The following is a 13,329-nucleotide window of genomic DNA, read 5'->3' as shown; positions in this document are numbered from 1 at the left end:
GGATAACATGGGATCTCCTCCTAGTAAAATAGTATTATGCTATTTATTCTTTCCTAAGAAAGGCCATGGCCGTTCTTATGTGCATTTCAACTCCAATTGGCAGTACATCCTCGTCAATGTCAAAGAGAGGATGATGATGAGGGTAGATTATGTCTTTTGTGGAGTTTCCCGCCCCAACAAAATAAAAGCAGCTGGGAATAATTTTGGCGAACTCGGCGAAATCCTCTCCCGCCGTTCCTATGTAACTTGTGATGTTTTCAGGGCCCACTACATCTTTAGCAATGCTTGAAACCAAATTCGCCATCTTATCATCGTTGATCAGGGTAGAATTGCTGGGGATAAACTCCAGTTCATATGTGCACTGATGCGCCTCGCATACCTTTTTTAGTATCCTTTCGAAACGAACGAGAGGCTTTTCGGGACTTTCGGAGCCTCCCTCGTAGAGATAGCGAATTGTGCCGCCCAGATCGATGTGTTCCGGTATGACATTTGTAGCCGTCCCAGCATTTACCAATCCGAACATTATCAGGGTAGGTTTTAAAACATCTATTTCCCTGGTTTGTATCATCTGCACCGATTGAATAAAGTCTGCTGCAGTCAATACTGGGTCGATAGCAGTATGAGGAGCCCCGGTGTGTCCTCCCCTGCCTTTTATCCTGACCTTGAACTCGTCTAAAGCGGCCATGACCGGTCCGGCAGATATTCCCATCTTTCCGCTTTCTATGGGAGTCCAGAGGTGAATCGCAAAGGCGCCATCAGGATGTGGGTCATCTAAGGCTCCCTCCTCTATCATTTGATGGGCACCGGCTACTTCCTCATTAGGCTGAAAGAGAAACATGATCTTGCCAGAGATTTCCTCTTTATGGTGCGACAATATCTTCGCCGCTACCAGCAACATCGCCATATGTCCATCGTGTCCGCAGGCATGCATGATTCCTTCGTTTCTGGAGCGATAGGGTACTTTGTTTTGCTCTTCAACGGGCAAAGCGTCCATATCTGAACGAAGCATCACTGTTTTGCCTTCTCCTTTACCTTCTAATATAGCTACAACGCCGGTGTGGGCTATCTTTTCCCTCACTTCAAGCCCTAATCGCTTCAAATATTCGGCTACCCTTTTTGAAGTCTTTACCTCCTTAAATCCAAGCTCGGGATACATGTGAAAATCTCTTCTCAATTCGATGAGTTCGTCCTTTAACTCAGTAATCTCATCTTTGAGTTTATTTAGGAGATTCATCTTAGACCATCCTTTCTATGCTATAAAAAATAAAATTTAGTTGTTTAAAAATTCTAAAGCTGTTCTTTGGTTGAAAAAAACAAACTTTATTTTCCCTTTTATTTTAGATCTATATTTAGATAAGATCTTTGCTGCGATCAAAAGAATCGCGACATGTACGTCATGCCCACAGGTATGCATTACTCCATCATTATTTAATAACAAAGCAATTTCTTCTGCTGCTATTAATTCTTTCCTTTGCCGTCCTAGAAATACAACTTCGTCTCCTATTTGGGGATTGTTTATATCAGTTATATCGATCATAAACTGATCCATGCAGATATTGCCTATTATTTGACAACGCCGTCCATGTAATAACACATTACCTTTATTTGAGAGCTGTCTGGATACACCATCTACATATCCCATAGGAACTACTCCAATTACGGTAGGCCTTTTTATTTCAAAGGTTCCAGAATAACTTACTTTTGTTCCAATTGGCACCGACTTAATGAAAACTAGTTTTGCTTTAATTGACATCGCCGGGATTAGCTCTACTTTAGGGTTAACAGCCATTTCTGGACCAGGATATAGGCCATTATGTTTAATGTCACCATATGCCTTAGTTTATGCATCTCCCAGGCAATTGTAGGTTTTTATGTATGCCTGGGAGATGTATGATTATGTGCTTTAAACTATCAAGATACTCTACTTGGTGAAAATTTTGCGCGGGAAGTTTAGGAACGTCTCGCACCCCTTTTCAGTCACCAAGAAAGGTTCACTGCACTCAAACCCAAACTCATCAAGCCATATACCCGGCATCAGGTGAATAGTCATTCCCGGTTTCATTATGGTCTTATCTCCAGGACGTAGGCTTACAGTGTGCTCGCCCCAGTCGGGGACGTAATTTAAACCAAAGGCGTAGCCGAGCCTCGAAGGCTTGACTACTCTGGAACCCGATATGGCTTCCCGCCATTTTGCCTCGATCTCCTCTGCTGTAACGCCCGGTTTTATGAAATCCAGTGTTTTAGCAATACCATCGATCACGACATCTGCTATTTCCTTGAGTTCCTTGGGCGGATCGCCTATATAAACCGTTCGTGACAGTGGGCAATGATACCTGAATCTGACACCGCATAGTTCGAGAAGAACGATGTCACCGGGTGCGTATTTTCTATCGGGTTTCCAGCCTAGGTGAGCCGCAGACGTCCTTTCGTTGGAAGGCATGATAGGGAATATCGCAGGATGATCCCCAGTAAATTCATCAGTGCCCTTTATCATGGCATGATAGACATTTGCAGCTGCTTCGCTTTCGAGTCTGCCAACTTCTATGGAGTCAATGGCCGTTTTCATGACGTGTTCACAAACCTTGGCCGCTTCTTTTATGTACTTTATTTCCGCAGGTGATTTAATAGTTCGGATCCAGTTGACCAGGCTTGTTGCATCGTGAAATTTTGCTTGCGGTAATTCTTCTCGCAGCACATCCAGACATTGCCCCGTAAACCAGTAGTTGTCCTTTTCAACTCCTATATGTCTGTTTTCCCAGCCCATTTCTCGCAGTATGTCTGCTACGAAGCTCATGGGATGCTTGAAGACATTTTGGACGTAGTCGTCTGCGTAAGGTCGAATGTTGTAGTGTTTCAACCAAGTGGTAAGCTTTGCACCGTTGGCATCCATTCCCCGACCCCACCAGATAGGCTCGTCGTAATCCAAAGCGATTACCAGTCCTTGATGGACATAGAAGGACCAACCATCGTAACCGGTCAGGTAATTCATATTCGCAGGATCGCTTACGATGAGGACCTGGATGCCCTTTCGGAGCATGCTTTCTTTGACTTTACGAAGCCGATCCTGATATTCAGAAACTTCAAATAGCAATGCCATTTCTTTCACCTCCTAACTCCATCCCCTTAAGCGCATGGCCTCTGCTATTTTCTTCAAGGCGTAGGCCCATGCAGCTGTGCGACGTGTTACTTTCAATTCTTGGGCAATCGATGAAATTTCTTTATAGGCGCCGAGGATCCTCTTTTCAAGCATCTGATAGACCTTTTCTTCTTCCCACCAGTCGTTGCTCAATCCTTGAATGCGTTCAAAATGACATACTATGGCACCCCCCGAGTTTGCCAGGACATCGGGAATGAGCCTTATACCTTTACGCGACAGTATCGCATCGGCTTCCGGAGTCGTCGGCCCGTTTGCTGCTTCCACGACTAGCTTGGCTTTTATCCTGTCGGCGTTATCTTCGGTGATGACGTCCTGTACAGCTGCCGGTATGAGGACATCCACATCCAATTCAAATAACTTTCTGCTATCTATAGATTGCGCACCGGGAAATTCGACGACCTTACCTGTTTTTTTGACGTATTCAAGCAGATTGGTTATGTTTATGCCTTTGGGATCGTAAATTGCTCCGTATATGTCACTGACACAAAGGATCTTGAACCCCTTTTCAAAAAGCATTTTTGCAGTTACGCTTCCTACCTGACCGAAACCCTGTATGGCAACTGTCGTTTTATCAAATTCAAACCCCAGATCCTTGCATGCCTCGAAAGTACACAGGGCAACACCTCGTCCTGTGGCTTCATATCCACCCTTAGATCCTCCAAGGGCTACTGGCTTATCATTGATTGCGGCGGGGCTGTGCATTCCTGTTATTTGCTCGTATTCGTCCAACATCCATGCCATCTGTTCTTCTCCTGTGCCTATGTCGGCTCCCGGAACATCGATCATAGCTCCCTTGGGAACCAATCTTCTGATGAATCCGCGTATCAGTCGCTCGTATTCTCCTTTGCTCATTGAATATGGATCGGCTTTGATGCCGCCCTTGCCTCCGCCAGCAGGAATGTCTCCTATGGCGTGTTTTATGCTCGNNATGAACATCGATAGAGCCTTTATCTCCTCGGGTGTGAGGTCCGGTTTTACCCTTGTTCCATCCTTGCAGGGCCCCAAGGCGTCGCAGTGATGGGAACGATAGGCTATAAACAATTTCTTATCCCCATTGTCCATGCGAACAGGAATGGTGAATTCTACGAAGCGCATAGGGGTGCTCAACCTTTCTGTTATCTCCGGCTCGAGGTCAATAGCCTCAGCTGCCACTTTTAAGTAATATCTTGCGGTTTCCCATACGTTTTTCATGCTACATACCACCTCTTCATTTATTATTTAGAATGAATTGTCATTATCACTTAATGAAAAGCTCCTCGGGAAAGTTGATCAACTTTTCGCACCCCTTTTCGGTTACCAAGAAGGGCTCGCTGCATTCAAATCCGAATTCGTCTAACCATATCCCTGGCATGAAATGAATTGTCATACCGGGTCTAAGTATTGTCTTATCGCCCGGCCTTAAACTTACTGTATGTTCACCCCAATCGGGCACATAATTTAAACCGAAAGCGTATCCGACTCTTGAAGGTTTTTCTACGCCCGTTCCTTCCAGACATTTTCTCCATCTCAATTCCACCTCTTCTGCCGTAATACCAGGTTTAATAAAATCCAGAGTCGTTTGCAATCCATTGATTACAACCTGAGCGATTTTTCTAAGTCCCTCGGGTGGCTCTCCCAAATAGAGGGTGCGTGAAAGAGGTGCATGATATCTAAACCTGCAACCGGAAAGTTCCAGCAGTACAACATCACCTTTTTGGTACTTTCTGTCTGGATCGAAGGTAAGATGAGCTGTAGACGTCCTGATGCCGGAGGGCATTATTGGAAATATCGCAGGACTATCACCTCCGTATTCCCCGACTCCAGCGATTTGAGCGGCAACGACCTTGGATGCCGCGTCCTTCTCCCATATGCCGATGTCAATTGCATCGATGGCGGTCTGCATCACATGTTCGCAGATTCTAGCGGCCTGCCTCATGTAGTTAATTTCTGCTGGAGATTTTATTGTCCTGACCCAGTTGACCAAGTTCGTGGCGTCTTTAAAGACGGCACAGGGAAGCTCTTGGTGCAGAACATTCATTGATTTGGCCGAATACCAGTAATTGTCCATTTCGATGCCTATGTTTTTGTTTTCATATTTGAATTCCTTTATTAAATTTGCAACGTAGACCATTGTGTGAGTGTATCGGGATTGAACGTAAAAATCGGGGTATCCGTGAATATGTTCTTCATCAAGCCAGGTGGTAATGCGGGCGCCGTTGCTGTCCTGCTGGCGCCCGAACCAGTGTGGTTGATCATCTTCTAATGTGAGCAAAACGCCCTGATGAACGTAAAAAGACCACCCATCGTAACCAGTGAGATAATTCATATTTGCGGGATCGACAAGAAAAAGAAGTTCTATCCCGTTAGCATCCATCCTTTCTTTGACTCGCCTTACCCGTTCTTTGTATTCTAAAACATCAAATCGCAAAACTTTATGCATTTCAATTCCTCCATTTTCATATAAATATTTAAAAAAGATATTTAAATTTATATTACGATAAGATTATATATCTTCTGTTTGACAAATTTCATTAATTACATATACCCTTTAAAGTTCCTTTTAATAACTGCAGAATATACATAATCGATCATAGTTATATAATCAAAAACAGGAACGTCGACGACTTCTGATACAGCCTTCCCATAAGGAGGAAGGAGACTGCATTCGAGCAAAATAGCTGCCATATTTTGAGTTTCTTCATTTAATTCTCTGGTTGCTTCCACGACCTCTTTTTCCAGCTTATCAGTATCGAGGAAACCTACCTCATCTATCACGGATTCCTTGAAATATCTTTTATTTTCTAAACCCTTTATAATTAAACGATCTGTAAAATTGATGCCTGCTGCACCAAATATATCGGCCGTAAGGGAGGCGGAGCTTGCAGTAATTATCCCAATATTCGACCCTGCAGGGATAATTTCTTTGATAAAGTGAAGTTGTATAAGGCTCGATAAAAAAACAGGGATATTCATCTCTTCTTTTAGTTCCTCCTGAAATAAGGCCAAAAAACCGCAATCTCCCGTTATGGCTTTAACTCCTTCTTGTACGAGTTTTTTCGAAGCCTCAAACACTTTCTCTTTGACCGATCTGTCATGATCAAAAAGATGCCTGTGGGTCACTCCCTCGATCCTCTGAAAACGCACGGGATAGCTATAAGTTGTCGCATTTGCCACATCCCCCGGAATGAAGGGGACGTAGTTTTCTATCAACAAAATTCCTATCGCTTCTCCATAAGAAACCTGATCGCCTTTGACTTTATAGATCATCTTTTAGATCCCTTCTCGCTTTTTTGTTGGGGGATGAAACCCTTGAGATCCCATCCCCCAATATTGCATTACATCTATTTACCAAACATTTCCTCAGCTTCGGCGATTTCCTTCAACAACTGGTCGAGAATTTGCTTTCCGGTATCACCAGACATTTCGAGGTACTTATCGATGACTGGTTTAGTTAGATCCTTAAATGCTTGACGCTCCTCTTCTGTGAGCTTGATGACCTGGATTTGAGGGCGTTCCTTCAACATCTTTTCCAGTCGCTCTTCATTTAATTTGGCCTGTACGCCCCAAATGTATTCGATACAATCCCTGGCAGTTTGCTCTATAGCTTCTTGTTCTTCCTTTGGCAATGACTCAAAGAATTGTTTATTCGCAACTACTGTCGCAAAAAATGGCATTTCTTTCGGTTCGATAAAGTAGTCCTGTACTTCGTAGAAATGCATCTCCTCGTGAGCGAAATAGGGCTGAATGTTGCCTTCGATCATGCCAAGTTGTAATGAGCTGTAGATATCCGAGTAAGGCACCTGGATTGGGTTGGCTCCATAAGCTTTGTAGGTCTCCGCAAGAATCGGGTCGCCCATGATCCTTATCTTGAAGTTTTTCATATCGGCAGGCGTTCTTATCGGTTTATTGGACGTCCATATTTGCCATCCTTCGGTCATGGCTGCAAGAAGTTTTAGATCGTACTTCTCGTATTCAGTAGCTAGCATTTCGTAAATTGCCTTGCTGTGCTGTGCCACATATTTATTCGCCTCGAGATTATCCGACCAAATAAAGGGAAGAGAGAACACTCGCGCGGCCGGGATGAATGTTCCGAGATGTCCGGGTGTGGCAAAGCAAAACTCGAGCATTCCGTTCATCGTTAATTCTGAAATGTCTTCGCTAGTGCCCAAAGCTCCATAGGGATAGACGATTATTGTGACATCTTGAATTTGCCCTTCTACCCTCTTTTTGTATTCCTGAGCGTAGTGATCCTGAACGCTTCCCTGAATCTCCTCCAAGGCGTATTTCCATTCACGAGCTGCGTACGACTCATTTGGAAGTGTTAAAAACATCACCGACACTAGAAAAACACCCAGCACCATCCAAATCAATGACCTTAACTTCATAATTTCCCCTCCTCTTTTCTTCATTATTATTTTTACTTAATTAACATTAAAGAAATTATATTTTTTTCGATCCCACCCCCCACGTTTACCTAAAGGCTAAGTCCCTGAGATAGAGAGCGATGTCGGGGAATAAAATGACCAGCAACGTTGCAAGGATGTAGAGTATGAGGAAAGGAGGAATTCGCCTTACTACTTCAATATAGGGCCTTTTGAAAACGGCCATTGCCGTAAAAATGTTGCATCCAAAGGGAGGAGTTACGGCTCCTATTGCCGCCTGCATCGTGACAATTACTCCTACCAATATGGGATCGATGCCAAGCCTTGCGACCCAAGGCGCGAATATGGGCGAAAGCATCATGATGGCTACGATAGAGTCGACAAACATGCATGCAACGAAATAAGATATGGTAATGATGATTAGCAGCTTGAATGCTGTCGGATTTTCTCCAAGAAGTGGGGGCAATATTAAATCGGGGATTCTGGTAAAGGCGATCAACCATGAGAAAGCTGCCCCCATGGCGACTAAGATAAAGACCACAGCAGTGACGATTCCAGTAGACAATGCTATGCGATAATAGTCTTTGATCTTCAAGTGTCTATATACGAAGGTTTCGACCAAGACAGCATATAAAACGGAAACCGCGGCTGCTTCGGTAGGACTAAATATCCCCGTATAGATTCCGCCTAGAATTATGAGGGGAAAACCGAGGGGGATCAGTGCCTTCTTGAGCGAGTTCAGACGCTCTTTCCAGCTAACCTTTTCTCGTAGCTTGATGTTCATTTTCCGCGAAGCAAAGTAACAATATATGGAAAATAAAAGGAACACAAGCAATCCCGGTCCAACGCCTGCAATAAAGAGTTCCCCGACGGAACTTCCCGTGACTACTCCGTAGATGATCATTGAAATACTTGGAGGTATGAGTAGGGCTATTCCTGCTGCGTTTATAATCAATGCCATGTTGAACGAATCATCATAACCATCTTCCAACATGAAGGGCCTCATAGTCTCTCCGATAGCTACCACCGTTGCCTGACATGATCCTGAAACCGCACCAAAGAAAGTGCATGCAGCGGTCGTCGTTATCGCCAAGCCGCCTCTTATATGGCCAAGGAAGTCCATGACAAAGTCTATAAGCCGCCTCGCTACCTGCCCTGTCGTTATGATGTCTGCTGCGAATATAAACATCGGTACGGCTATAAGAGCGAGAGGTCTTATCCCTCCAAGTATCTGTTGAACCAACATACCTGGATCAAAGGCTGGCAGGTAGAAATGAATGACGAGCAGGGGGGCAACTATTAAGGGGACCATCATCGGGAAGCCTAAAATCAGCAAAAGCAGCATGGAACCTAGCATTACCAGCAGCATTAGGCATCGCCCCTTTCCAGGTCCTGTCTTTCCCTTACGGGCAGGTTTTCTTCTGTTTTGGCGCCTTTGCTTTCTTTATTTGAGTTAGGAACGTCTTCATACTCGAATTTAGATTCAAAGGAAAGCCAGGTCTCTTTGACTGTGAGGTTTTTGATGAATGTCAAGGTATATTGAATACCCGTTAGGAAACACCCTATGGGAACTGCACTCCATACAATATAAAGTGGAAACTGCAAAATTGGGCTTACCCTGTTTAACACAGCAACTCTAGCGACATATTTATAGCTCAAATAAGTCAAATAAAACATTAATAGGGCAGTTCCTATTGAAGTGACCAAAATAATGACCTTTCTTCCTTTTTCGCTGGATATGTCGTAAAGGAGGGACATTCTTATGTGCTGTGCCTTCCTGGCTGCATAACTAGTACCGAAAAAGGTGACAAATATTGTTAAAAATTGGCTAACTTCCTCGGTAAAATTTATGCTCGTATTGAGTAAGTTTCTTGCCAAGACATTCAATATTAATATCATTGCCATCAAAATTATGCTGTAAGCTATTATCCACTCCTCGATTTTTTTTAAACCTATATTAAACATGCGAAGGAGTTTCATCCTTCCACTCCTCTCGGAAATAAGGATCAGATTTGCAATTGTTTCAACAGAGATCGTGCTTCACAATTCGAGCCTGACAATATGATCGCTGTTTTGCCTGCCCCGCTTGCTTTATTACTAAGCAACGCAGCGATGCCGGCTACGCCGGCGCCTTCTAACAACCAATGGTGGTTTTCCAAGGTAAAGGAGAGGGCATTTTCGATCTCCTCTTCGCTTACCAATACAATCTCATCCACTAGATCGCGTACCATTTCAAATGTATATCTGTTGTCCAACCCTATTCCTCCAAGTAAGGACTCTGCAATTGAGTCAACTTCTTTCATCTCTATAGGATGACATGCCTTTATGCTTTCATACATTACAGGGGCATTCTCGATGGAAACGCCGATAACTTTGATACTCGCTCTTGCGGACTTCATTGCAAGGGCGATGCCGGAGATCAAACCGCCGCCCGAAAGAGGGACAAGCACAGACGAAATAGAAGGTTCATCTTCTAGCAATTCCAGCCCTATTGTCCCCTGTCCTGCAATGACAAAAGGATCATCGAAGGGATGTATCAACGTCAGACCTCTCGATGCAACAAGCTCTTTTGCCATTTCGCCAGCTTCATCCTGTGTATCGCCGCTTACGACAACTTCAGCTCCAAGGGCTCGCATGAACTCAATGCGCTTTGGACTTAATTTAGCAACGCGTTTTGAAACGCATACTACCGCAGGTGTATCGGTCTTTTTTGCTACCCAGCATGTGCATAGTCCGTGGTTTCCAGTGGAAAAGGTAACCACACCCCTTTTTCTGTCGGTCGGGGATAGGGAAAGTATCTTGTTAGTCGCTCCTCTAACTTTAAATGCCCCAGGGTCTTGTAAAAATTCAAGCTTTAGAAAAACATCATGATTGAAAAGAGACGAAAGCGGATTTGATTTCACTAGCGGCGTGTGGCGAACGAGCGGTGATATGCGCTTTTTTGCCTCATATATGTGAAGTAAGTTCAAATCAATTGTTTGAGAGCAAATGCTACGGCTTTCTGCCTTCATCAAAGAAGCCCCCTCAGCTTCATAGCTTTTACTATCGCCTTTAAGGCATTTACCCATGCAGCAGTTCTAAAAGAGATATGTAGCTCTTTTGCAGTGTTTTTCATGGAATCGTAGGAATTTATTATTTGGCTTTCCAGTTTTGCTTGGACAGTCTCCAGGTCCCAGTAATTATCGGTGGCGCATTGCGATCTTTCGAAGTGACATACTATAGCGCTGCCCGCGTTGGCGACCACATCGGGCACGACAACAATTCCTCGAGAATACAGGACATCGTCGGCCTGGGGAGTGATGGGTCCGTTGGCACCTTCGATTATGATCTTAGCTTTTATATCTCCTGCATTTCGAAGAGTTACGACGTCTTCTACTGCGCTGGGGGCGAGGATGTCGCAATCACAAAGTAGTATCTCTTCTTTGGTGATTTGCCTGGCATCGGGGAAAGATGCTACTGAACCGGTCATTCTTGAGTATTTGAGCAAGTCCTCTATATTGATCCCATCGGGATTGAAGACTCCTCCCTTGATATCGCTTACGGCGACGACCTTAAACCCTGCGCTTTGCAGGTATTTTGCGTAATAAGAACCTACGTTTCCAAAACCCTGTATGGCTACTTTGACGTCTTCGGGAGCCCAGTCCTGCTCTTCGCATATTTTCAAAGTAAGATGATACATGCCTCTTCCCGTGGCGTCTTCTCCTCCCAAAGAACCGCCCAGAATCCTGGGCTTGTCATTGACGGCGCCAGGCGAATGAATTCCCGTTATCTGTTCGTATTCATCGAGCATCCATGCCTGCGTTTTTGCGCTAGTGTTGATATCTGCGCCCGGCACGTCCACCTTGGCACCTCTCGGGAAAAGTCCTCTGACGTAACCTCTGACTAAGCGCTCGAATTCACCTTCGGACAAAAGGGAGGGATCAGCATCGATCCCTCCCTTAGCTCCTCCCGCTGGAATACCATTGGCAGCATGTTTGATACTCATGACTAGAGCCAGACCCTTAACTTCGTCGGCGGTCAGGCCGGCGACTATGCGAGTACCGTCCCCAGAGACGCCCAAAGCATCGTTATGCACAACGCGATATCCGGTAAAATACCGAACCTTCCCGTCGTCCATGCGCAGGGGTATCTGAAACTCCAGTACCCGCTTGCATTTAAGCAGCGCATCCAATATCTCTTCATCCAAATTTAGAGCATTGCTCGCTTTTTTCATATAGCCAATGGTGTTATTCCATAGATCAGACATCAATAAACCTCCTAAAGCAAATCAGTCGACTACAGGTATTCGTAAATCCTTTGGCGACATTTCGGACATCTTCAGTTCCGGTGCTCGCCTTTCCATGATCTCCTGTAGTATCTGGGCGATCTTAACCTTCATGCGAATGAATTCGTCGTGCCAGCTTTCAGTCATCCAGGGCTTGTAAATGTCGGCCTCGGAAGTACCTGGCTCTATCTTGAAGTAGACAGGAGAGGCGACGCGCACTATTTCCGGAGCATCATAGGCTCTGTACATGCCTCCGAAGGCATCGACGATGATCATATAAACATCGAGGGGGATGTCTACAGCTTTTCTAATGCTGGAAAGGATGGGGAGAGCTACATCGGATAGGGGATTCATGGAATTGACGCCCATGCTCTCAAGCATCTTTGCCCCTGCCGGGTTGCAGTAGCCTCCGAAGACGGACCACTTAAAAGTTGTTTCCTTCGGTATAAATCCTTCCTCTCGCATTTTGGACAGGATCATAAGGGCACCTTCGTCGTAGACAAGGAAACCCCTTATTCCCGCTTCAAGGTTTCGCATAAGGTCTTCGAACCAGTAGGCTAGGTTGTCGGATCCACGAAGCCTGAAACCCTGCAATGAACCTTCCTTCGTGCTCATTTCCTTCGATCCCACATCGAAGGCCTTTCTGTGTCCCATGGTCATGATGACTTCGATACCTTCGTCGTTTGCAATTTTCGCCATCTCTTTCAACTGATCAAAGGTAAGATAGGAAGATCCTCCCACTGTACAGATGGCCCGGTGCACTTTGACCTTTCTTTTTTTCGCTTCATCGACCATGGCTTTAAATGTCGACGGATACTCTACTCCTGCTATTTCTATTCTGTAGTTTGCGCCATCAGGAAAGGTCTTTTCCGATGTAGGCAGCCCCCACCCATCCGACCCCGGGACATTCAACTTTTCCATAAAGGCACGTATTTCGGAAAGCTTTTTTGCTTTAAACATTTTTCACCCTCCAGATATTTTATTAAAAGGCGCTATGACCTTCTTAACTCCTCAAGCATCTTCTGATATTCCTCGGCCGTCTCGGGCAGTATGTGGTAGCAGTGCTGATCTTCCGGGAATTTGCCCGTCTTTACGTCCTCTATATATGTCTTGAAGGCATTTGTCTCAACTTCTGCGACGTTTGCGTACTTCTTTACGAACTTTGGAGTGAAGGCCTGGAATAACCCGAGCATGTCTCCGCATATGAGAAGCTGTCCGTCGCAGGGAGCTCCTGCTCCTATGGAGTAAACGGGTATGGAAAGGTCTTTTGTTATGAATTCCGTCAGTTCCGGCGGTACCGCTTCAAGAAGTAGGGCGAAAGCTCCGGCTTCCTCTATGGCTCGGGCGTCCATTATTAGGTCTCTGGCGCTTTTGGGGTCTCTGCCCTGTGCCTTAAATCCCCCAAGTACTCCTGAACTTTGAGGGGTAAGACCGATATGTCCCATGACCAAGATCCCTGCGTCGGCAATGGCCTTTATCCTCGTTATGACCCTTCTTCCGCCTTCAAGTTTCACGGCGTCCATGTCGGCTTCCTTTAAAAACCTTCC

The 13,329-nt window shown here is 45.1% G+C and carries 13 protein-coding genes; all 13 read right to left on the bottom strand.

Annotated elements, in window-relative coordinates; translation table 11 throughout:
• Window positions 1-43: 43 nt before the first annotated feature.
• Window positions 44-1,234 carry a M20 metallopeptidase family protein gene (locus B3N34_RS00600; RefSeq protein WP_286973892.1) on the bottom strand — a complete coding sequence of 397 codons (1,191 nt, stop codon included), beginning with the start codon at window positions 1,232-1,234 and terminating at the stop codon, window positions 44-46.
• Window positions 1,235-1,270: 36 nt separating this feature from the next.
• On the bottom strand, window positions 1,271-1,753 hold the full coding sequence (locus B3N34_RS00595) for a M20/M25/M40 family metallo-hydrolase (protein ID WP_286973890.1): 483 nt from the start codon (window positions 1,751-1,753) through the stop codon (window positions 1,271-1,273).
• 168 nt (window positions 1,754-1,921) lie between these two features.
• Window positions 1,922-3,097: a M24 family metallopeptidase gene (locus tag B3N34_RS00590; protein WP_286973889.1), complete on the bottom strand. Its 1,176-nt coding sequence runs from the start codon at window positions 3,095-3,097 to the stop codon at window positions 1,922-1,924.
• A gap of 12 nt (window positions 3,098-3,109) precedes the next feature.
• The gene (locus tag B3N34_RS00585; protein ID WP_422652824.1) at window positions 3,110-4,252 is read right to left on the bottom strand and encodes a Glu/Leu/Phe/Val family dehydrogenase; all 1,143 of its coding nucleotides are present in this window, start codon (window positions 4,250-4,252) and stop codon (window positions 3,110-3,112) included.
• 142 nt (window positions 4,253-4,394) lie between these two features.
• Window positions 4,395-5,576 (bottom strand): M24 family metallopeptidase, encoded by a 1,182-nt coding sequence (locus B3N34_RS00580; RefSeq protein WP_286973884.1) that lies wholly within the window; start codon window positions 5,574-5,576, stop codon window positions 4,395-4,397.
• A 95-nt stretch (window positions 5,577-5,671) separates the two neighbouring features.
• Window positions 5,672-6,403, bottom strand: a complete 732-nt coding sequence (locus B3N34_RS00575) for an aspartate/glutamate racemase family protein (protein ID WP_286973882.1) — start codon at window positions 6,401-6,403, stop codon at window positions 5,672-5,674.
• 74 nt (window positions 6,404-6,477) lie between these two features.
• Window positions 6,478-7,521, bottom strand: a complete 1,044-nt coding sequence (dctP, locus tag B3N34_RS00570) for a TRAP transporter substrate-binding protein DctP (protein WP_286973881.1) — start codon at window positions 7,519-7,521, stop codon at window positions 6,478-6,480.
• A gap of 85 nt (window positions 7,522-7,606) precedes the next feature.
• Entirely contained in the window at window positions 7,607-8,887 is a 1,281-nt protein-coding gene (locus B3N34_RS00565; protein WP_286973879.1) for a TRAP transporter large permease, read from the bottom strand.
• On the bottom strand, window positions 8,887-9,498 hold the full coding sequence (locus B3N34_RS00560; RefSeq protein ID WP_286973877.1) for a TRAP transporter small permease: 612 nt from the start codon (window positions 9,496-9,498) through the stop codon (window positions 8,887-8,889). Before B3N34_RS00560 ends, B3N34_RS00565 begins: the two co-directional genes overlap by 1 nt.
• A gap of 26 nt (window positions 9,499-9,524) precedes the next feature.
• The gene (locus tag B3N34_RS00555) at window positions 9,525-10,529 is read right to left on the bottom strand and encodes a pyridoxal-phosphate dependent enzyme (protein ID WP_286973875.1); all 1,005 of its coding nucleotides are present in this window, start codon (window positions 10,527-10,529) and stop codon (window positions 9,525-9,527) included.
• Window positions 10,529-11,764, bottom strand: coding sequence for a Glu/Leu/Phe/Val family dehydrogenase (locus tag B3N34_RS00550; RefSeq protein ID WP_286973874.1), 1,236 nt, complete (start codon window positions 11,762-11,764; stop codon window positions 10,529-10,531). Before B3N34_RS00550 ends, B3N34_RS00555 begins: the two co-directional genes overlap by 1 nt.
• Window positions 11,765-11,785: 21 nt before the next feature.
• Window positions 11,786-12,742 carry a hypothetical protein gene (locus B3N34_RS00545; RefSeq protein ID WP_286973872.1) on the bottom strand — a complete coding sequence of 319 codons (957 nt, stop codon included), beginning with the start codon at window positions 12,740-12,742 and terminating at the stop codon, window positions 11,786-11,788.
• A gap of 32 nt (window positions 12,743-12,774) precedes the next feature.
• Window positions 12,775-13,329 (bottom strand): 3-methyl-2-oxobutanoate hydroxymethyltransferase (locus tag B3N34_RS00540; RefSeq protein WP_286973871.1); only part of this gene is annotated, 555 nt, incomplete at its 5' end.

It is taken from the genome of Acetomicrobium sp. UBA5826 (genome assembly GCF_002433005.1).
Taxonomy (GTDB): Bacteria; Synergistota; Synergistia; order Synergistales; family Acetomicrobiaceae; genus Acetomicrobium.
This window is presented reverse-complemented; position numbering and strand designations above follow the sequence as displayed.

What these genes read in the sequence shown, in the direction of transcription:
- B3N34_RS00565 (WP_286973879.1), bottom strand. Translation starts at nt 8,887, where the DNA reads ATGCTGCTGGTAATGCTAGGTTCCATGCTGCTTTTGCTGATTTTAGGC.
- dctP (WP_286973881.1), bottom strand. Translation starts at nt 7,521, where the DNA reads ATGAAGTTAAGGTCATTGATTTGGATGGTGCTGGGTGTTTTTCTAGTG.
- B3N34_RS00575 (WP_286973882.1), bottom strand. Translation starts at nt 6,403, where the DNA reads ATGATCTATAAAGTCAAAGGCGATCAGGTTTCTTATGGAGAAGCGATA.
- B3N34_RS00560 (WP_286973877.1), bottom strand. Translation starts at nt 9,498, where the DNA reads ATGAAACTCCTTCGCATGTTTAATATAGGTTTAAAAAAAATCGAGGAG.
- B3N34_RS00545 (WP_286973872.1), bottom strand. Translation starts at nt 12,742, where the DNA reads ATGTTTAAAGCAAAAAAGCTTTCCGAAATACGTGCCTTTATGGAAAAG.
- B3N34_RS00600 (WP_286973892.1), bottom strand. Translation starts at nt 1,234, where the DNA reads ATGAATCTCCTAAATAAACTCAAAGATGAGATTACTGAGTTAAAGGAC.
- B3N34_RS00550 (WP_286973874.1), bottom strand. Translation starts at nt 11,764, where the DNA reads ATGTCTGATCTATGGAATAACACCATTGGCTATATGAAAAAAGCGAGC.
- B3N34_RS00595 (WP_286973890.1), bottom strand. Translation starts at nt 1,753, where the DNA reads ATGTCAATTAAAGCAAAACTAGTTTTCATTAAGTCGGTGCCAATTGGA.
- B3N34_RS00555 (WP_286973875.1), bottom strand. Translation starts at nt 10,529, where the DNA reads ATGAAGGCAGAAAGCCGTAGCATTTGCTCTCAAACAATTGATTTGAAC.
- B3N34_RS00580 (WP_286973884.1), bottom strand. Translation starts at nt 5,576, where the DNA reads ATGCATAAAGTTTTGCGATTTGATGTTTTAGAATACAAAGAACGGGTA.
- B3N34_RS00590 (WP_286973889.1), bottom strand. Translation starts at nt 3,097, where the DNA reads ATGGCATTGCTATTTGAAGTTTCTGAATATCAGGATCGGCTTCGTAAA.